Below are 20,813 nucleotides of genomic sequence, written 5' to 3'. Positions count from 1 at the left end.
GAAAAACTATGGAAGAACTATTATCGAAAAAACACTATCATTGTAAACTAATTCTAGTATTAAAAAAAAATGTAAACCTATTCTAGGTATTAATTAAAAACTGTAAACTTTTTTTAGGACGATACAGATCGATAAAATTAGTACCAATTTGTACTATTCGTGGCTAACTTTTTTTTAAACACGAATGTCTTGCTGCTTATTTTTTTATCCTTACTTGCATGGCGTATTCATAGGTATCCAAATCTTTAAAAGCAAATTGCTGCGGGACTACAAAAGGTAAATAATCATATAGTTTTTCTTTAGTAAAACGTTGGGACCAAAAACGTTCTTGAGTCGCTGTAAAACTGTCTTCAGAAGAAGTAATTATTGCCATCCCCATTTTTTGATAACTAAGTTCTTGCTTCATTCTAGTAGCATCGTTGTCTTTGTAACAAGCGCCCAAAACAATTTCACCTTGAGGGGCTAACAAACCATAAGCCTGAGAAAAAATAGTGGTAAACTTAGAATTGACTGTTAAATCTAATTTTGAGGTCGCTCTTGAATAGCTCTTAAAATCAAAATCATCGGGAAAAAAATTTCCTGCTGTAAACCACGTGGTCATAATCAAATCATACGTCCCGGTTAGTTGGTCTAAGGCTACTGCATCTAAATTCAAAAGTGTCACTTTATCATTTATACCTAAATCATTTACCATTTTTGATGCTAAATCCAAACATAAAACAGCATTATCTGTACCAGTATAGTGCGCCACATACTGCCATATTTCGGGAATATCGTATAGGTTTTGAATAATTCTACCGCTACCCACTCCGATATCTAAAATACGAATGGATCTTTGTAAGCGTAATGAAAACTCATGAATAACTTCTTTTAAAGCTACAAACTCTGCCCATTGCGCTTGAATCAAATAAGGAGAAAGATAGTTTTCATCAAAAGAATGTGATACTGTATCTGGATTATCATACATATTCATTGTCAAAAGATTAAGTTATATTACGAGGTAATTTACTAAAAAACAATTAAAAAGGATAAAACAAACACGAATTATTGATTCCAGAAAAACGGCAATTACAATCCTATAATTTTTTATTCTAATGAAAATGATAACAAAAAAGCAAATTGAGGCTCTCTAACCCAGATAGTAGCGGCATCCTTGCTTGACGGGGTTCGACAAGCAAGATATAGCGGATAGCGGGACTTTGCTGGGTAAAATGCCTTTTGCTTTGGTTCCTAAAAATAACCATCGAATGAAGACTCATAAATTAAGGATTAGCTGTATTTTTGTATACTACCCTTTATGTCTTAATCAAGTTAGTACTATTAAAAATGAAACTACAAATTGTATCAGATTACCAACCTACGGGTGACCAACCTCAAGCGATAGAAAAATTAGCACAGGGCATTATTGCTGGTGATCCTTTTCAAACGCTACTAGGAGTTACTGGGTCTGGAAAAACTTTTACGGTTGCAAACGTCATTCAAGAAGTTCAAAAACCAACCCTGATACTAGCACACAACAAAACATTGGCCGCGCAGTTGTACTCGGAATTCAAACAATTTTTCCCTAACAACGCGGTGGAATATTTTGTTTCCTACTATGATTATTACCAACCCGAGGCGTTTATGCCCGTTACGGGAGTTTTTATAGAAAAAGATTTGTCAATCAATGAAGAGTTAGAAAAAATGCGTTTAAGCACGACTTCTTCTTTATTGTCTGGACGAAGAGATATTATAGTGGTCGCCTCCGTTTCTTGCATTTATGGTATTGGAAATCCCGTAGAATTTCAAAAGAACGTAATTGCCATCGAAGTCAACCAAATGATTTCAAGAACTAAATTACTACACAGCTTAGTACAAAGTTTGTATTCTAGAACCGAAGCCGAATTTACCCCAGGAAATTTCAGAATTAAAGGTGATACGGTAGAAGTATATCCAAGTTATGCTGATGATGCGTTCAGAATTCATTTTTTTGGTGATGAAATCGAAGAAATTGAAAGCTTTGATACCAAAACCGCTCAAGTCATCGAACGTTTTGAAAAATTGACGATTTATCCCGCCAATATGTTCGTGACTTCGCCAGATGTATTGCAAAATGCCATTTGGGAAATCCAGCAAGATTTAGTGAAACAAGTGGATTACTTCAAAGAAATAGGCAAACATTTAGAAGCCAAGCGCCTCGAAGAACGCACTAACTTCGATTTGGAGATGATTCGGGAATTGGGCTATTGTTCTGGAATTGAAAATTATTCTCGTTACCTTGACGGAAGAGAAGCGGGCTCAAGGCCTTTCTGTTTATTGGATTATTTCCCCAATGATTTTTTATTGGTAGTCGATGAAAGCCACGTGACTTTGTCGCAAGTACAAGCTATGTATGGTGGCGACCGTTCAAGAAAAGAAAACTTGGTAGAATATGGTTTTCGCTTACCTGCGGCTATGGACAATCGCCCTTTGAAATTCGAAGAATTTGAAGCCATGCAAAATCAAGTCATTTATGTGTCTGCCACACCTGCGGATTATGAATTACAAAAATGTGATGGTGTTTATGTAGAGCAAATTATTCGCCCCACAGGCTTGTTAGACCCGATTATCGAAATTCGTCCAAGTTTGAATCAAATTGATGATTTAATCGAAGAAATACAAGTACGATGCGAATTAGATGAGCGTGTTTTGGTCACCACTTTAACCAAAAGAATGGCCGAAGAATTGGCTAAATATTTGACTAAAGTTTCCATACGTTGTCGCTACATTCACTCAGATGTGGATACACTAGAACGCATCGAAATTATGCAGGATTTGAGAAAAGGCTTATTTGATGTGCTAATTGGAGTCAATCTATTGAGAGAAGGATTGGATTTACCTGAAGTGTCTTTGGTTGCCATTTTGGACGCTGACAAAGAAGGTTTTCTAAGAAGCCATCGCTCACTAACCCAAACAATTGGTCGTGCGGCAAGAAACTTAAACGGAAAAGCGATTATGTATGCCGATAAAATTACTGCGAGTATGCAAAAAACGATTGATGAAACCAATTATCGCCGTACCAAACAAATCAATTACAACACCCAACACAATAAAGTCCCACAAGCTTTAGATAAAAAAATAGACAGTGCTTTTACTAAAAACCCACTGGTGGAATACGAATTAGGACATACTATTGCAAAAGCAGCTGAGCCTGAAACAGCTTATCTTTCAAAACCAGAATTGGAAAAATTAATTCGTGAAAAACGAAAAGCAATGGAGAAAGCCGCAAAAGATTTAGATTTTATGCAAGCTGCCAAGTTCCGCGATGAAATAAAAGCATTACAAGAAAAACTCTCTTAATTGTGTTGTTCTTGGAACATTCCTAACAGTGCTTTAGCATCAATCATAGCATTAGGAGATTGCTGCATCATTTGCAAAACTCGTTTGGTAGCCCCTGGATTTAATCCCATATCAATGGCTATTTGGCGAATGGCAACTGACTCTTTTTCGTGTAAAACACCATCACAATGCATAATCAGCGCCAATCTATAGAACTGCTGAATACGCTGAAATTCTGATTTAATGGGTAAATGAGGTAACTCTTGATGAAACAAATCAGAATATTCTGCTTTGGTAAATCCCAATTCTTTGGCTACAATTCGAATAAAATCCAACTCGCGTTGGTGTAATTTTCCGTCTACAATAGAAAAACTTATCATTTCTAAAAGTAAACTTCTTTTTTCTTCAAAACTATTCATCAATTTCTTATTTTTAGCTAAATTATTGTTTTTAAATGTATCCACAAAATTCAATTATGTCTAAAAAAACAATCCTTTTTTTTTGCTTCTTTTTTCTTGTATTGAAAGGATGGACACAGGAAACCACTGCTTCTTCTCAAGTGAGTACTTTTAGTATTATATCTCCTGAGTTGCAAACGACAAAAAAAATCTGGCTCTACTTACCCAAAAACTATAGCACTTCCAAGAAGAAATATTCCGTGATTTATATGCCCGATGCCCAAAATTTATTCGATGCCAAAACAGCCTATAGTGGAGAATGGAATATTGATGAAAAATTAGACAGTCTGAGCGCACAAGTAATCGTAGTGGGAATTGAACACGGAAACGAAAAACGACTCGAGGAACTCACTCCCTATCCTCACGAAAAATACGGTGGCGGCAAGGCGAATCAATACCTAGATTTTATTGTCAACACTTTAAAACCGAGCATCGACAAAAAATACCGCACTAAAACCGACAAAACACATACGCTAATAATTGGCAGCTCCTTGGGTGGATTGACCGCTTTTTACACCACGCTAAAGTATCCCGAAGTTTTCGGCAAAGCAGGCGTTTTTTCTCCTGCCTTTTGGATTAATAGAAAGGATATTATCGCATTAACAGAACAAACCCAAAAGATAAAAGCAAAGTATTATTTCCTTTGTGGAGACCAAGAAGGCGATGATGACAGTATGGTCAAAGACTTAAATACAATGGAAAACATCATCAATACCAAGCGTTGTTCCTGTAAACATTTGAACAAAAAGAACATAATAAAAGGTGGCCAACACAACGAAAAATTATGGCGAGATGGTTTTGTTAAGGCGCTACTTTGGTTAGGCTACTAATCCTTTTTTAGAACAATAAAATTTTATGTTATGCAACTAATCCTTCACGAATACAACCTAAAACTAAAACACACCTTCACCATTTCTAGAGAATCTATCGATTTTCAACCTTCACTAATTGTAGAATTGCAAAGCGAAGGCTACTCGGGATTTGGCGAAGCAACCTCCAACCCTTATTATCACACCACGGTTCCAATGATGCGTGCGGATTTGGAAAACATTCGTTCGTTGATAGAAAACACAACAACCGAAACTCCCGAAGAATTTTGGGATAAAGTACATCCTTATTTAAAAGAGGATATGTTTGCACTTTGTGCTTTAGACTTGGCTTACAATGATTTATATGCTCGCAAAAAAGGCAAAAAATTATACGAACTTTGGAATTTTACTACCGATAAAAATCCATTAACAGATTACACCATTGGCATCGCTTCTATTGAAAAAATGGTCGCCAAAATGAAAGAACTCCCTTGGCCTATCTATAAAATTAAATTAGGCACCCAAGAAGACATTGAAATCGTAACCGAATTACGTAAACATACAGACGCCATCTTCAGAATCGATGCAAACTGCGGTTGGGGTGTTGAAGAAACGATTTCTAATTCCGTAGCTTTAAAAAAACTCGGGGTGGAATTCTTAGAACAACCTATGAAAGCCGATAATTGGGAAGCACATAAAGAAGTATACAAACACTCCGCTTTGCCCATCATTGCTGACGAAAGTTGTATTATCGAATCCGATGTTGCCAAATGCCATAACCATTTCCACGGTGTAAATGTCAAATTGGTAAAATGTGGCGGTCTTACTCCAGGCAAACGTATGCTGGAAGAAGCCAAAAAACTAGGACTAAAAACTATGGTAGGTTGTATGACAGAATCTACAGTAGGCATCTCAGCCATAGCACATCTGCTACCCCTACTAGATTACGTAGATATGGACGGAGCGCTACTACTAGATAAAGATATTGCTACAGGAGTAACCATTACTTACGGCAAAATTGATTACCCTGATGGAAACGGAACTGGAGTGACACTTTTATAATTCGTATGAAAGTCCATCAATTTCCGGGTCGTGTAATCGAAATCAACCAAGAAACATTCCTTTATTTTGGTGGAACGGCTTATCTTGGTTTTCCAACTTTACCCGAATTTCAAGAAATTATTTTCAAAAATATCCAGCGTTGGGGAACCGCATACGGAAGTTCAAGAAATGCAAACATACAATTGAGCGCCTACGAATTAGGAGAAACCTTTCTGGCAAATTTTATTCAATCCGAAGCAGCACTTACCGCTTCATCAGGAATGCTGGCAGGAAAAATAACTATAGATTTTTTAAGCAAAAGCACCGATGTTTTTTACCATTTTCCAAATGTTCATCCCGCCATAGAAAGAAAAGACAGCATCCCTTTGTTGACAGAAAACAAGTTGAATCCAAGAATTTTAGACCATAAAAAAGAAAAAATCACCATCGTTACAGATGCGGTGCCTTCGTTTCAGACACAAGCCATAGATTTAAAAATTCTTGATAGTATTCCCTCCCATAAAGAAATCACTTTGGTTATTGATGAATCCCACTCCATCGGAATCCTTGGCAAAAACGGGTCAGGAATTTATTCGAGTATCACCAATCCTAACATCAAACGTAAAATTTTAGTCGCCTCACTTGGCAAAGCATTGGGACTCACAGGAGGCGTGATAGCGAGCGATTCGAATTTTATTCAAGAAATCAAAAATTATGACACCTTTGTCGCGGCCGCTGGAATGAATCCTGCCTATGTACAAACCCTTGCCGAAACTGGACACTTAGTGCAACAGCAACTTCAAAAATTACAGGACAACTTAAACTATCTCGCCCAAGATTTACAACCCAATCCAAAAATCAATTTCACCACAAACTATCCTTCCATTTACTTAGATTGGGACAAGAGCTACGATATATTGTTGCAAAACAAAATCGTAATTACCCATTTTGATTATCCCTCAGACCAAAAAACCTTGAACCGAATCGTCATTTCCGCCAATCACCAAAAAGAAGACCTTGACCAACTAGTGCAAATTTTAAATTCATTTTTATAGATTTTTAGGAGCAGAAAAAAAAGGCTTTTATGCCATCATAGGACCCGTCATCCGCTATATCTTTGCTTTTTTGGCAGCAAAAAAGCAAAGGATGCCGCTACTACCGGGGCTAAAGGGAAACATCTAGCCTTTTTGCAAACATCAAATTCATAGCTTTAGTCTGAAACATTTAAAGACTCCACAACCTTAAGACTTTTCAAATTAAAAAATTCATATTGATTCATCTGTGTTGCTAATATGCCCTTCTATTTTTACTCCTATAAAACACACCAAAAATTATAGGAACTTATATGCCTTATATGTTTAAAAAAAAGGCAGTCAATTAATGACAATTGGAGCAATTTATCTTCATTTTTTGAGAGAGCACCCTGAATTCAGACTCGAATATAACGTCTCTCTATTTTTAAACTGTACCTTTGTAAAAATTAAAAGAATATGACCAACAACGATATTTTCAAAAAACTACGCGTAGCCTTAATGTTGCGCGACGACCAAATCGTTGAAATCCTAGAATTAGTAGATTTCAGAATATCAAAATCAGAACTAGGTGCCTTTTTCCGCGACGAAAAACATCCCAACTATATGGAATGTGGCGACCAAGTATTGCGTAATTTCCTTAACGGATTAGTAATTCACTTACGTGGCACCAAAGAAAACCCAAAAGTACCTACTGAAGTTTTAGCCAAACATAGAGCTGAAATCCCAGCAAAAGATGGAGCTGCAAAACAACCAGAGTTCAAAGCCAAACCAAAAGATGCAGAACAAAGCCGCGGAGACAAAAAGCCAGCAAGCAAAAAACCTTTCAAAAAAAGCAATAAAGCGGCTGCTCCAAAAATTCAAGTGGTAGAAAAAGTAAAATTCAACAACGGAAAGAATAAAAAATCATAATGAAAACGGCTCTAGTTATTGGCAGTACGGGACTTATTGGTTCACAACTAGTAGATATACTTTTAGAAAGTGAACACTATCAAAAAGTCATCATTTTTGTAAAACGAGAATCTGGAAAATCACATCCCAAACTAGAGCAACACATCATCAACTTTGATGCACCCGAAACCTATCAGCATTTGGTGAAAGGCGATGATTTATTTTGCACCATTGGTACCACCATCAAAAAAGCAGGAAGTCAATCCGCCTTTCGAAAAGTAGATTACGAATATCCAATTGCATTTTCAAAAATTGCAAAGACGAATAACATAAAGCAATTCCTGATTGTTTCCTCTTTGGGCGCCAACAAAGACTCGAACAACTTCTATTTAAAAACCAAAGGAGAAATGGAAGCGGAACTAGCCAAAGCGAATTTTGAAACCACTGTCATTGTTAGACCTTCATTATTATTAGGTCATCGCTCTGAGTTTAGATTAGGAGAAAAAATAGGTGCTTTTTTCTCAAATGGGTTTTCTTTCCTCCTCTTAGGAGGTTTAAAAAAATACCGCCCTATAGAAAGCTCTACAGTTGCCAAAGCCATTTATCTTTTGGCACAATCCAACGTAAAAGGCTACACCATTTACGAATCAGATGAACTTCAAAACATAGCAAACTAAACCACAATAAACTGAAATTCAAAAAGATTGGACTCCAAATTTTCACCGAAAATTCACAAATTACTCCAATTATGACTATTTTAAAATTTGCGAATTTGCGGTAATACAATTTTTAGAGCTAAAGAAAAATGTATTAAAAGTTCATAATCTTGAACTCAATTTGAAACCAATAAAAAAGCCTGTTCATAACGAACAGGCTTTTGAATATATAACTAAATTGTAAATTAAGACAATGCAGCTTTAACTTGGTCGGCAGCTTCTTGAAACTCAACTGCAGAAAGAATTGGCATTCCAGAATTATCAATTAATTCTTTTGCTATAGCAGCATTAGTTCCTTGTAAACGTACAATGATTGGCACTTTTATAGCGTCACCCATATTTTTGTAAGCATCAACAACACCTTGAGCCACACGGTCACAACGAACAATTCCACCAAAAATATTGATTAAAATTGCTTTTACGTTTGGGTCTTTTAAGATGATACGGAAAGCTGTTTCTACACGTTTTGCATCAGCTGTTCCTCCTACGTCTAAGAAGTTAGCAGGCTCAAAACCAGCATACTTAATCAAATCCATAGTTGCCATAGCCAAACCAGCTCCGTTTACCATACACCCAACAGTTCCGTCAAGATCTACGTAATTCAAACCTACTTCTTTAGCTTCAACTTCGATTGGGTTCTCCTCACGAATGTCACGCATATCAGCATATTTAGCTTGTCTGTACAAAGCATTATCATCGATATTTACTTTAGCATCAACAGCCATAATTTTATTGTCAGATGTTTTTAACACAGGGTTAATTTCAAACATCGAAGCATCTGAACCAATGTAAGCATTATATAAAGAATCGATGAATTTAACCATCTCTTTGAAAGCATTTCCAGAAAGTCCTAAGTTAAAAGCAATTCTTCTTGCTTGAAAACCTTGCAAACCAACAGCAGGATCTACTTCTTCAGTAAAAATTAAATGAGGAGTGTGCTCAGCTACTTCTTCGATATCCATTCCACCTTCTGTAGAATACATAATCATATTACGTCCAGTAGCTCTGTTCAATAAAACAGAAACATAAAACTCAGAAGTTTCGCTTTGACCTGGATAATATACATCTTCAGCGATTAACACTTTGTGTACTTTTTTACCTTCGGCAGAAGTTTGAGGTGTAATCAATTGCATCCCGATGATTTCGCTAGCAATTCCTTCTACTTTGTCTAAGCCTTTGGCAAGTTTTACACCACCACCTTTTCCACGTCCACCGGCGTGAATTTGAGCTTTAACAACATACCAACTTGTACCTGTTTCGGCAGTTAATTGTTTTGCAGCAGCAACAGCTTCTACAGGGCTATTCGCTACAATTCCGCGTTGAATTCGTACGCCGTAGCTTGCTAAAATTTCTTTTCCTTGATATTCGTGTATGTTCATAAGTATATAAAATTTGACAGGACTCTGAAAACGTTCCAGAATAAAGTGCGACAAAAATAGAAAATTAAACTTAAATAGAATTATTTTTTTTTCTTAAAAAAAAGAAGGTTTACTTAAAAATAACCTCACGAAAGAATATACTTTATTAAAAAAATTAAAGGTTATTAAAAAATTTGTGATATTTTTTTTTGGACGAACCAAAATCTATAAAAAATTCAGTTTTTGCAGGTAAATAAGACGTTTTCAATTTCAAATATTATGAAAATGTTAACAGAGGTAGGGCAAAATTTTACAATTATCATTTTTGCAAGCTAAATTTGATTTTATAACAAAAATAATAGTCAAATATCGCATTTAGACAGATTATCTCATGAATTACATAATTTTGTAAAAAAAATAGCAAGCATGAAAGTTAAAGAACAAGGCCTTTACTTGCCCGAATTTGAACACGACAATTGTGGCGCAGGATTCATTTGTAATTTGAACGGAATCAAATCTAATGACATTATTCACAAGGCATTAGACATTTTAATTAAATTAGAGCATCGTGGCGCTGTTAGCTCTGATGGTAGAACTGGTGATGGAGCAGGAATCCTTTTTGATATTCCACACACATTTTTTAAGAAAGTTTGTGAATTTTCTATTCCAGAACCAAGAGAATATGCTGTTGGTATGGTATTCATGCCTAAAAGTAGCAATCAAGTTGATTTTTGTAAAACTACTTTCGAAAAAGCAATTGAAGATCAAAAATTAAAAATCCTCGGATGGAGAGATGTTCCTGTTGATGTTAGCAATCTAGGACAAATCGCTGCCGAAAAAGAACCTACGGTAAAACAAGTTTTTGTTGGCAAAAATGGTTTGGATTTGACAGAACAACAATTTAATGCCAAAATGTTTGCAGCTAGAAAGATAGCAGAACATGCGGTTAGAGGTTCAAAAACTTCAGAAAGTCATATGTTTTACTTCTCAAGTTTTTCTACAACAACTATTATATATAAAGGACTGTTAATGCCAGAAGACATTAGTCGTTATTACACCGACTTATTAGACAGTGACTTAGTTACTCGATTGGCATTAGTACACCAACGATTCTCTACAAACACTTTTCCTTCATGGGATTTAGCACAACCTTTCCGCTATATGTGTCACAATGGTGAAATCAACACATTAAGAGGAAACGTAAGCCGAATGAGAGCTCGTGAAGAACTAATGAAAAGTGATGTTTTTGGTGAAGATTTAAAAAAATTATTCCCAATCATTTTAGAAGGCAAATCAGATTCTGCTTCTATGGATATGGTTGTAGAGTTGTTACTAATGACAGGAAGAACTCTTCCTGAAGTCATGATGATGGTAGTTCCTGAAGCATGGGAAAAACATCAAACTATGAGTGCTGAGAAAAAAGCATTCTATGAATACAATTCTTGTATTATGGAACCTTGGGACGGCCCAGCTTCTATTCCATTTACTGACGGAAATGTTATTGGAGCCCTATTGGATAGAAATGGTCTACGCCCTTCAAGATATACTTTGACTAAGAGCGGTTTTGTTATTATGTCATCAGAAATTGGTGTACTTGATATCAACCCAGAAGATGTCATTCAACATGGCCGATTAGAACCAGGAAAAATGTTCTTGGTTGATATGAACGAAGGAAGAATAATCGAAGATGACGAAGTAAAACATTCAATTGTTACTAAACGTCCTTACCAAAAATGGTTGGATGAAAATCTTTTACAATTAGCTTGTATTCCTTATACTGACAACCCTATTCCAGTTGAGAATCTTGATTTTGAAACCAGACAACGTATGTTTGGCTATACAATAGAGGATTTAAAAACAATAATTAATCCAATGGGCGGTAGCGGAAACGAGGCCATTAGCTCTATGGGTAATGATACTCCATTAGCAGTATTATCAGATCAACCACAATTATTGTATAACTACTTCAAACAATTATTTGCTCAAGTTACCAATCCTCCTTTGGATGGAATTCGTGAAGAAATCATCACAGATATCAGTTTAGCTATTGGTGGAGATTACAATATATTTGACATTGAAGCAAAACAATGCAAAAAATTAAAAATCCAAAACCCAATCATTTCTAATGAAGATTTGGATAAAATAAGAAACATTCAGCACGAAGATTTCAAATCAGTTACTATTTCTACGTTGTACAAAATAGAAAAAGGAGCTAATGGTTTAGAGCGTGCCTTAGAGAAATGCGTACAAGCCACTTTCAAGGCTGTTTCTGAAGGAAGCAATATTGTTATCCTCTCTGATCGTGGAGTAAGCGAAACCCTAGCACCTATCCCAATGCTTTTGGCTTGTTCTTATATTCACCACACTTTAAACCAACTTAAAGTACGCTCTAAGTTTGGAATTGTTATTGAATCTGCAGAACCTCGTGAGCCTCATCATTTTGCATTATTATTTGGATATGGTGCCAGCGCAATTAATCCATATATGGTAAATGAAATAATTCATAATCAAGTTAAAGAAGGTCACATCGCTGGAATAACTGCCGAATATGCAATTAAAAATTACAACAAAGCCATTGGAAAAGGGATTTTGAAAATTATGAATAAAATCGGAATCTCAACGTTGCATTCTTATAGAGCGGCTCAGATTTTTGAGATTTTAGGTTTAAACAAATCATTCTCAACCAAATATTTCCCATACACTCCATCTAGAATTGAAGGTATTGGATTAATGGAAGTAGAAAAAGAAGTGAAAAAGCGTTTCCAAAAAGCATTCCCAAATTCAAAAGTAGCCAACTTGTTACCGCTCGAAATTGGTGGTATTTACAGATGGAGACGAAATGGTGAAAAACACATGTTTAATCCAACAACCATTTCAAAACTACAACAAGCCGTTCGCTTGAATAGTCCTGAAAGTTATGCGGAATATTCTAAAATGGTCAACGAACAAAGTGCCAATTTGATGACTATTCGTGGATTATTTGAATTCAATAATTTGGACCCAATTTCAATTGATGAAGTAGAACCTTGGACTGAAATTGTAAAAAAATTCAAAACAGGTGCCATGTCCTACGGTTCAATAAGTCAAGAAGCACACGAAAACTTAGCCATTGCCATGAACAGAATTGGCGGAAAAAGTAATTCTGGAGAAGGTGGTGAAGATTCAAGACGTTTCCAAAAAGAATTGAACGGTGACTCTAGAAATAGCGCCATTAAACAAGTAGCTTCAGGTCGTTTTGGAGTATCCATTAATTATTTGACTAATGCAAAAGAGATTCAAATAAAAATGGCACAAGGAGCTAAACCTGGTGAAGGTGGACAACTACCTGGGGAAAAAGTGGTGCCTTGGATTGCTGCTACCAGAAATTCTACACCTTATGTTGGACTAATTTCTCCACCTCCACACCACGACATCTACTCTATTGAAGATTTATCACAATTAATTTTCGATTTAAAAAATGCCAACCGTGAAGCTAGAGTAAATGTGAAATTAGTATCAGAAGTTGGAGTTGGAACCATCGCTGCAGGTGTTGCTAAGGCAAAAGCTGATGTAATCCTAATATCAGGTTATGATGGAGGAACAGGAGCTGCACCATTAACGTCCTTAACTCATACTGGAATCCCATGGGAATTAGGTTTGGCTGAAGCTCAACAAACTTTAATCCTAAATGATTTGAGAAGCCGTGTCGTTTTAGAGTGTGATGGACAGTTAAAAACTGGTCGTGACGTTGCTATTGCCGCTTTACTTGGAGCTGAAGAATTTGGTTTTGCCACTGCTCCATTAGTAGCTTCAGGTTGTATTATGATGCGTGCTTGTCACTTGAATACTTGCCCAGTAGGTATTGCAACTCAAGATCCTGAGTTGCGTAAAAACTTCAAGGGTACTCCAGAACATGTTATTAATTTCATGTACTTCATTGCAGAGGAATTAAGACAAATTATGGCACAACTTGGCTTTAGAACTTTAAAAGAAATGGTGGGACAATCTCAAAAATTGAACGTAAATAAAGCGATTCAACATTACAAAGCGATGGGATTAGATTTGTCAACTATTCTTTATAAACCAGAAAAAGCAAAAACAGTTCCCAACCACAATACAATGCCTCAAGATCATGAATTAGAGCATGTATTAGATTTTGATATTATCAAAGCTGCGATTCCTTCAATTTATAGAAAAGAAAGAACAAGAGTAACCTTTGACATCAAAAATACGGATCGTTCAGTTGGAGCAATTTTGAGTAACGAAATTTCAAAAATATACGGTGCACAAGGACTACCAGAAGACACTATTCTAGTTGACTTTACAGGATCTGCAGGACAAAGTTTTGGAGCTTTTGCTACCAATGGATTATCTTTCAAAATCCACGGAAACTGCAATGATTATCTAGGTAAAGGACTTTCTGGAGGAAAATTAATTATAAAAGTTCCTCCAACAGCAACATTCAAACCCGAGGAGAATATCATTATAGGTAACGTTGCTCTTTATGGAGCCATTACTGGTGAAGCGTATATTAATGGTATGGCAGGAGAACGTTTCTGCGTTAGAAACTCAGGAGCAACTGCAGTGGTTGAAGGTATTGGAGACCACGGTTGTGAATACATGACTGGAGGTACTGTAGTTGTATTAGGCAAAACCGGAAGAAACTTCGCTGCTGGTATGAGTGGGGGTATCGCTTATGTTTACGATCCAAATAAAAAATTCGACCAAACCCTTTGCAATATGGAAATGGTAGCTTTTGATCCATTAGAAGCAGAAGACATTACAAAAATGAAACGTTTGATAAAAAATCATTCCTTATACACAAATAGCCCATTAGCTAAGAGAATTTTGGCAGATTGGGACAACCAAGTCATGCATTTTGTAAAAGTAATGCCTACAGATTACAAAAAAGCATTACAACGTATTGCAGCAGAAAAGGAAGTTGAAGAATTAATAGCACAATAGTCATGGGAAAAATAGGAGGATTTAAAGAATTTAATAGAGCCGACGAAGGTAACATAGCTGTTGTTGAACGCGTTGCCAATTATAATGAATTCACAATTGCATTACCAAAAGATAAAATAAAAGAACAAGGTTCAAGATGTATGGATTGTGGCATTCCTTTTTGTCACAGCTCATGTCCATTGGGGAATTTAATTCCTGATTTTAATGATATGGTACATCAAGAAGAATGGCAAAGTGCCTTAGAAATATTGCAATCAACAAATAATTTTCCTGAATTTACAGGAAGATTATGCCCTGCACCATGTGAAAAATCATGCGTCCTAGGTATTATCAAAGAACCTGTTGCCATCGAAAATATCGAGAAAAATATTATTGAAAGAGGTTTTGCCGAAGGATGGATAAAACCACAACCACCTGTAGTTAGAACTGGCAAAAAAGTTGCTGTAGTAGGTTCTGGACCAGCTGGTTTAGCGGCCGCACAACAACTCAATCGTGCTGGACATACTGTAACTGTTTTTGAAAGGGACAACGCAATTGGAGGATTGTTAAGATACGGAATTCCAAATTTCAAATTAGAGAAAGGAATAATCGATCGTCGTGTTGCTATTTTAGAAGCTGAAGGTATCGTTTTTAAAACCAATATAAATGTTGGTGTCAACTTTTCAGTTGACGAATTAAATGAATTTGATTCAATTGTTCTTTGTGGTGGAGCAACAGAAAAAAGAGGCTTACCTACCAAAGGAGCTGATAGCATAGGTGTGGTACAAGCTATGGATTTCCTAACGCAACAAACTAAAGTTTTATACGGCGAAGATGTGCCAAATCAAATCAAAGCTACTGGAAAAGACGTTATCGTTATAGGTGGTGGAGATACAGGATCAGACTGTATTGGCACCTCAAATAGACAAGGTGCAAAATCGGTTACTAATTTTGAGATTATGCCAAAACCACCTGTTGGTCGTAGTGAAACTACACCATGGCCCTTTTGGCCGTTACAGTTAAAGACTTCTTCTTCGCACGAAGAAGGTTGTAACAGAAACTGGTTAATCAACACTAAAGAATTCATTGCTAACGAAAAAGGAGAACTAACGGCACTAAAAACAGTAGAAGTAGCTTGGAAAATTGTTCCTGGACAACGTCCTGAACTAATTGAAAAAGAAGGTTCAGAAAAAATTTGGCCGTGTGATTTAGCGCTATTAGCTCTAGGATTTACAGGACCTGAAAAAACTTTAGCAGAACAACTTGGTCTAGAATTGGATATGAGAAGTAACTTCAAAGCCAATAACTACCAAACTAATGTCCCTCATATTTTTACCGCTGGAGATATGAGAAGAGGGCAATCATTGATTGTTTGGGCTATTTCTGAAGGTCGTGAGGCTGCAAGAGAAGTTGATTTATTCTTAATGGGATACACCAACTTACCAACTAAAGGTAAAGGCGATTTGCCTTCATTATAAAAAACCATTTTTTTTAAATCCCTTGGCTTTGATATTTTGAGTCAAGGGATTTTTTTATTGTTATAAAAAACAAAATTCAAAAACAAAATGTTTAATTAATAACATTTTGTTATATTTTGTTATATTTTGTTTTTTATTTGGTCGAAGGTAGAAACTGTAATAAATTTGTAAAAAATTAAATCACAATGCAAGGAAAAGACTTACTTCAATTAGCCGAACAATTTGGGACTCCATTATATGTATATGATGCCGAAAAAATTCAATCTCAATTCAACAGATTAACGAAAGCTTTTTCTAAGGTTGAAAAACTTCGCATTAATTATGCAATGAAAGCATTGTCAAACATATCAATCCTTCAGCTATTGAGAGATATGGGTTCTGGTTTAGACACCGTTTCTATTCAAGAAGTACTTCTTGGATTACATGCTGGATATGCTCCAGAAAAAATATTCTACACCCCCAATGGAGTCTCTTTAGAAGAAATAGAAGAAGTAAACGCTTTAGGAGTACAAATCAATATCGATAACCTATCTATATTAGAACAATTTGGCACCAAGCATCCAAATGTTCCCGTTTGTATACGAATCAATCCACACGTAATGGCTGGAGGTAACACTAACATATCAGTAGGACACATCGATAGTAAATTCGGAATTTCTATTCATCAATTACCACATATTGTTCGAATTGTAGAAAACACAAAAATGAACATAGTGGGTATTCACATGCACACTGGGTCTGATATTTTAGATATTGAAGTGTTTCTATATGCTGCAGAAATTCTTTTTGATGCTGCTAGAAATTTCAAAAACCTTGAGTTTTTAGATTTTGGTAGTGGTTTCAAAGTACCATATAAAAAAGATGATGTACAAACAGATATTGAAGAATTAGGCAAGAAATTGTCCAAAAGATTTAATGCTTTTTGTGATGAATATGGAAAAGACTTAACACTCATTTTTGAACCTGGAAAATTCTTAGTCAGTGAAGCTGGTTTCTTTTTAACCAAAGTAAATGTAGTAAAACAAACTACTTCTACTGTTTTTGCTGGAATTGATAGCGGTTTTAACCATTTAATTCGACCAATGCTTTATGGTTCTCAACACCATATCGAAAATATTTCTAATCCAAAAGGAAAAGAACGCTTCTATTCTGTAGTAGGTTACATCTGTGAAACGGATACTTTTGCAAACAATAGGCGAATTGCAGAAATTAAAGAAGGAGATATTCTTTCATTCCACAACGCTGGAGCTTATTGTTTCTCAATGTCTTCAAACTACAATTCCCGATATAAACCCGCCGAAGTTTTGTGGCTAAATGGAAAAGGACATTTGATTCGTGCTCATGAAAAATTTGAAGATTTACTTCAAAATCAAATTGCTCTACAAATAGAAGTAACTGCATAATATATAAATCCCATTTGAAAAAATGGGATTTTTTCATTTATGTTTTATATATTTAAAAAATTCTTAACCTAGATCAAAAATAAGCTGACTTATATTTGATCTCTTTTAAAATACTAAATATGAACAGACGGAATTTCTTCAAAAATGGATCGCTTTTTGCCCTCGGAACGACCCTACTCAATCCATTTGAAAGTGCTGCAAATGAATTTGACTTAACTAGTTTTCACAAAAATAAGAAAGCAAAAAACATCATAATTATCGTAAGTGATGGGATGAGCATCGGTACACTAAACATGACTGATCTTTATTTAAATAGAAAAACAGGAAAAGGAAGTAATTGGTTGCAGTTGTACAAAGATAAAAAAGTAAGTCGTGCTATGATGGACATGGCATCAGCTTCATCTATTGTCACTGACTCAGCTGCCGCAAGTTCTTCATGGGGATGCGGCTATCGAGTAAAAAATGGATCCTTAAATATAGGAACTAACGGTGAAGAATATTTACCCATTTGGCAAAAATTTCAAAAAGCAGGAAAAATGGCGGGCTGTGTAACAACAGTTCCTGTAACACATGCAACACCAGCTGGATTTTGTATATCCTCAAAAAGCAGGAACAGTCAGGAAGGAATAGCAGAACTTTATTTAGATTTAAAATTTGATGTTATGTTGGGTGGTGGCGAAAACTACTTCTCTGCTGATATTCGAAAAGACAAAAGAGATCTTTATAAAGAATTCAAAGATAAGGGTTTTACTGTGGTCAAAAACAAAGCTGAAATGTGGTCTAGTGATAACAGCAAACCTATTTTGGGTGTGTTTGACAAAGAAGGCCTTCCTTATTCAAAAGACAGAGAAAGTAGCAAAGAACTAACCAATAGCATCCCTACTCTTGCAGAAATGACACAAAGAGCTATTGATAAAATGAAGAATCATCCAAAAGGATTTGTTTTGCAGGTAGAAGCAGGGAAAGTAGACTGGGCAGCTCATGGAAATGATGTAGCTGGTTTAATTTACGATCAAGTCGCACATGATGAGGCTATAAAAGTTGCTATAGATTTTGCCGAAAAAGATCAAAACACACTAGTGATAATAACATCTGACCATGGTAATGCCAACCCTGGTATAGTATATGGAAAAGAAGCCAATGATAACTTTGATAGTATCCAAAAATATACTCAAACAAATGATTGGATTTTAAATGGTATAGGAAAAGAAACTAGTGTTGCTCAAGTCATTGAAAGAATTGAATATGCAAATAAAATACTTTTAAAAGAAGAAGAAGCAAAAGAAATCCTAAGCTATTATACCAATATAAAATTAGAGGATGGATTATACAATCCAAGACATTTGCCCCTTAAAGTATTGGGAGATATTCAAAAAAAGCGCAACTCTGTAGGTTGGATCAGTACAGACCATTCAGCTGATTATACTGAACTAGCAATGTTTGGACCAGGAAGCCAATTATTGGCACCATTCATAAAAAACACTGATTTACATTATTTGATGTTGCAAGCAGCTGAAATTGAGAATAAATTTTAAAACAAAAAACTCCTGAAATTATCAGGAGTTTTTTGTTGTTAATACAGAATTTAATTTTTCTTCAAAAGTTCTTCTAGCACTTCTGCTTCAGTACCATTAGGAAAAGTAATTTTAAGCATTTTAGATAAAGTAGGAGCGATTGATGTGATATAGACTTTTTTATAAGATTCCCCTTTGGGAACATGCCAACCATAAAAGAGTAATGGAACATTAGTATCATAACTATTGGGGGTGCCATGTGTCGTTCCAGTTTCATTGTATTCCATAAAACCCGTTTTTTGAACTAAAACTAAATCACCATTCTGTTTAGGGTCAAATCCTTTAAATATAAAATCCAAATAATAATCCCCACCTGATGAAGCCAAAATTTCTTGATCAGTATACACTCTCTTTACATGAGGAAATTCCAAAATAAAAGCTTTAAAAGTCTGTTTGACAATGTTTAAATCTAACCCTTTAGTTTTAACTAAATCTCTATTTAAATAGACATTATAATTAGAATAATTTGATATTAAGCTTACGCCATAATTTGCCATTGAAAACTTTTCAAGAGATTTAAAAGTTTCTTTTGAAGGTACATTCGTAACATCATACTTGCGATCTTTTAAAAAGATAGGGTTTTCTGCAGCAGCATGATCTGCTGTCAAAAACAATAAATAATTATCCTTACCCACGTTTTTATCAAGATAATCAAACATCCTTGCCAAGGTCAAATCTAATCGCAAATAAGTATCTTGAATCTCCATCGATCTTGGGCCAAAAGTATGCCCTACATAATCCGTTGAAGAAAAACTAACAGCTAAAAAGTCGGTATCATTATCTTTTCCTAAATTCTCACCTTCAATAGCCTGCAAAGCGATATCTGCTAACAAATCATTCCCAAAGGGTGTTGTTCTTAGAATATCTGCACCAGATTCTTTGTATAATTTATTCAAATCATAAGAAAAAATGGGGGCTTTAGACTTATCTATTCTACCTTCGTATACATTATCATCAGGAAGACTCTCATTATAATCAGCTGCTGGCTTTAACAAATCCCATCCCTTCTGAATGTAGTTTATATAACGTTTTTCTGTGTTAAACTTGGTAACCCAATCAGGCATTTTATCTCCATAAAAAGAACTCGAAATAAAATCACCAGATTTACTAAACCAAAAAGCCCAATTTGCAAAATGCCCTGCTGGTAAAATAGCACCTCTATCTTTTATACTCAAACCAATAACTTTGCCTTTAAAATTTGTTGCCATTCGCAACTCATCTGTCACAGTTGTTGCGAAAAGATTTTTTGGAGACATCATTCCTTCTTTTTCAGTTCCAACAACCAATGTTTTTACTGAGTCATCATCCGTACAGTATCTGTTTTTACCTGTTTCACGAATATACCAATCATTACCAATTACACCATGTGTAGCAGGAGTAGTTCCTGTATAAATTGAAGCATGTCCAGGAGCAGTATATGTAGGTACATAATTATAATTCATATTATAAAATGCATATCCATTATTCATCAATCGTTTAAAACCATCTTGAGAATAATCATCATAAAAACGATCTAAATATTCGGCTTTCATTTGATCTACCACTATCCCAATGACAAGCTTTGGACGTTGCTGACCAAAGGAAACAAAGAAAGCTAACAAGACTACTAATGCAAAAACTTTTTTCATAAATAAATATTTTACACAAATTTAAATCATATTATCAAGAAAGTTAAATAAAATGACATTTTAGTCAACTTAGCTAGAAATAAACGCACAAAAAACCCCTTCATCATCTGATGAAGGGGTTCTTTAAAGAAAGGCGGCGACATACTCTCCCACAAATTGCAGTACCATCTGCGCAGGCGGGCTTAACTTCTCTGTTCGGAATGGGA

The 20,813-nt window shown here is 35.4% G+C and carries 14 protein-coding genes and 1 rRNA gene; 10 read left to right on the top strand and 5 right to left on the bottom strand.

Annotation, left to right across the window (positions count from 1 at the left end):
• Positions 1–196: 196 nt before the first annotated feature.
• Positions 197–973: a class I SAM-dependent methyltransferase gene (locus WFZ86_RS19700; RefSeq protein ID WP_342693540.1), complete on the bottom strand. Its 777-nt coding sequence runs from the start codon at positions 971–973 to the stop codon at positions 197–199.
• Positions 974–1,326: 353 nt separating this feature from the next.
• Here WFZ86_RS19700 and uvrB point away from each other — a divergent pair, with 353 nt between their 5' ends.
• Positions 1,327–3,318 carry an excinuclease ABC subunit UvrB gene (uvrB, locus tag WFZ86_RS19695; protein WP_342693539.1) on the top strand — a complete coding sequence of 664 codons (1,992 nt, stop codon included), beginning with the start codon at positions 1,327–1,329 and terminating at the stop codon, positions 3,316–3,318.
• On the opposite strand, the gene WFZ86_RS19690 is transcribed toward uvrB, so the two are convergent.
• On the bottom strand, positions 3,315–3,761 hold the full coding sequence (locus WFZ86_RS19690) for an excinuclease ABC subunit B (RefSeq protein WP_342693538.1): 447 nt from the start codon (positions 3,759–3,761) through the stop codon (positions 3,315–3,317). The two genes, uvrB and WFZ86_RS19690, sit on opposite strands and share 4 nt — an antisense overlap.
• An 11-nt stretch (positions 3,762–3,772) precedes the next feature.
• Between WFZ86_RS19690 and WFZ86_RS19685 the strand changes: the two genes are divergently transcribed.
• The 5 genes from WFZ86_RS19685 (at position 3,773) to WFZ86_RS19665 (ending at position 8,204) form a co-directional block, all read left to right on the top strand.
• Positions 3,773–4,585: an alpha/beta hydrolase gene (locus WFZ86_RS19685; RefSeq protein ID WP_342693537.1), complete on the top strand. Its 813-nt coding sequence runs from the start codon at positions 3,773–3,775 to the stop codon at positions 4,583–4,585.
• Positions 4,586–4,615: 30 nt separating this feature from the next.
• Entirely contained in the window at positions 4,616–5,626 is a 1,011-nt protein-coding gene (locus WFZ86_RS19680; protein WP_342693536.1) for a dipeptide epimerase, read from the top strand.
• A 5-nt stretch (positions 5,627–5,631) separates the two neighbouring features.
• On the top strand, positions 5,632–6,660 hold the full coding sequence (locus WFZ86_RS19675) for an aminotransferase class I/II-fold pyridoxal phosphate-dependent enzyme (protein ID WP_342693535.1): 1,029 nt from the start codon (positions 5,632–5,634) through the stop codon (positions 6,658–6,660).
• A gap of 435 nt (positions 6,661–7,095) precedes the next feature.
• Positions 7,096–7,548 (top strand): DUF1456 family protein, encoded by a 453-nt coding sequence (locus tag WFZ86_RS19670; RefSeq protein WP_342693534.1) that lies wholly within the window; start codon positions 7,096–7,098, stop codon positions 7,546–7,548.
• Positions 7,548–8,204: an oxidoreductase gene (locus WFZ86_RS19665; protein WP_342693533.1), complete on the top strand. Its 657-nt coding sequence runs from the start codon at positions 7,548–7,550 to the stop codon at positions 8,202–8,204. The genes WFZ86_RS19670 and WFZ86_RS19665 overlap by 1 nt, the downstream gene beginning before the upstream one ends.
• Positions 8,205–8,428: 224 nt before the next feature.
• Here the strand turns inward: WFZ86_RS19665 and sucC are convergent, their stop codons facing one another.
• A complete protein-coding gene (gene sucC, locus WFZ86_RS19660) occupies positions 8,429–9,622 on the bottom strand; it encodes an ADP-forming succinate--CoA ligase subunit beta (RefSeq protein WP_342693532.1) in 1,194 nt (397 codons plus the stop codon).
• 405 nt (positions 9,623–10,027) lie between these two features.
• Between sucC and gltB the strand changes: the two genes are divergently transcribed.
• The 4 genes from gltB (at position 10,028) to WFZ86_RS19640 (ending at position 18,940) form a co-directional block, all read left to right on the top strand.
• Positions 10,028–14,545, top strand: a complete 4,518-nt coding sequence (gene gltB / locus WFZ86_RS19655; protein ID WP_342693531.1) for a glutamate synthase large subunit — start codon at positions 10,028–10,030, stop codon at positions 14,543–14,545.
• A 2-nt stretch (positions 14,546–14,547) separates the two neighbouring features.
• Positions 14,548–16,002 (top strand): glutamate synthase subunit beta, encoded by a 1,455-nt coding sequence (locus WFZ86_RS19650; protein ID WP_342693530.1) that lies wholly within the window; start codon positions 14,548–14,550, stop codon positions 16,000–16,002.
• 185 nt (positions 16,003–16,187) lie between these two features.
• Positions 16,188–17,405 (top strand): diaminopimelate decarboxylase, encoded by a 1,218-nt coding sequence (gene lysA / locus WFZ86_RS19645; protein WP_342693529.1) that lies wholly within the window; start codon positions 16,188–16,190, stop codon positions 17,403–17,405.
• A 119-nt stretch (positions 17,406–17,524) separates the two neighbouring features.
• Entirely contained in the window at positions 17,525–18,940 is a 1,416-nt protein-coding gene (locus tag WFZ86_RS19640) for an alkaline phosphatase (protein WP_342693528.1), read from the top strand.
• Positions 18,941–18,990: 50 nt separating this feature from the next.
• On the opposite strand, the gene pafA is transcribed toward WFZ86_RS19640, so the two are convergent.
• Both pafA and rrf read right to left on the bottom strand, forming a co-directional pair.
• Positions 18,991–20,607 carry an alkaline phosphatase PafA gene (gene pafA / locus WFZ86_RS19635; protein WP_342693527.1) on the bottom strand — a complete coding sequence of 539 codons (1,617 nt, stop codon included), beginning with the start codon at positions 20,605–20,607 and terminating at the stop codon, positions 18,991–18,993.
• A gap of 128 nt (positions 20,608–20,735) precedes the next feature.
• A 5S ribosomal RNA gene (gene rrf / locus WFZ86_RS19630) occupies positions 20,736–20,813 on the bottom strand; the annotation flags it as partial.

The organism is Flavobacterium polysaccharolyticum (genome assembly GCF_038739875.1).
In the GTDB taxonomy this organism is placed as follows: Bacteria; Bacteroidota; Bacteroidia; order Flavobacteriales; family Flavobacteriaceae; genus Flavobacterium; species Flavobacterium polysaccharolyticum.
The sequence above is the reverse complement of the archived record's forward strand: the minus strand, read 5'-3'. Positions and strand labels throughout refer to the sequence as shown.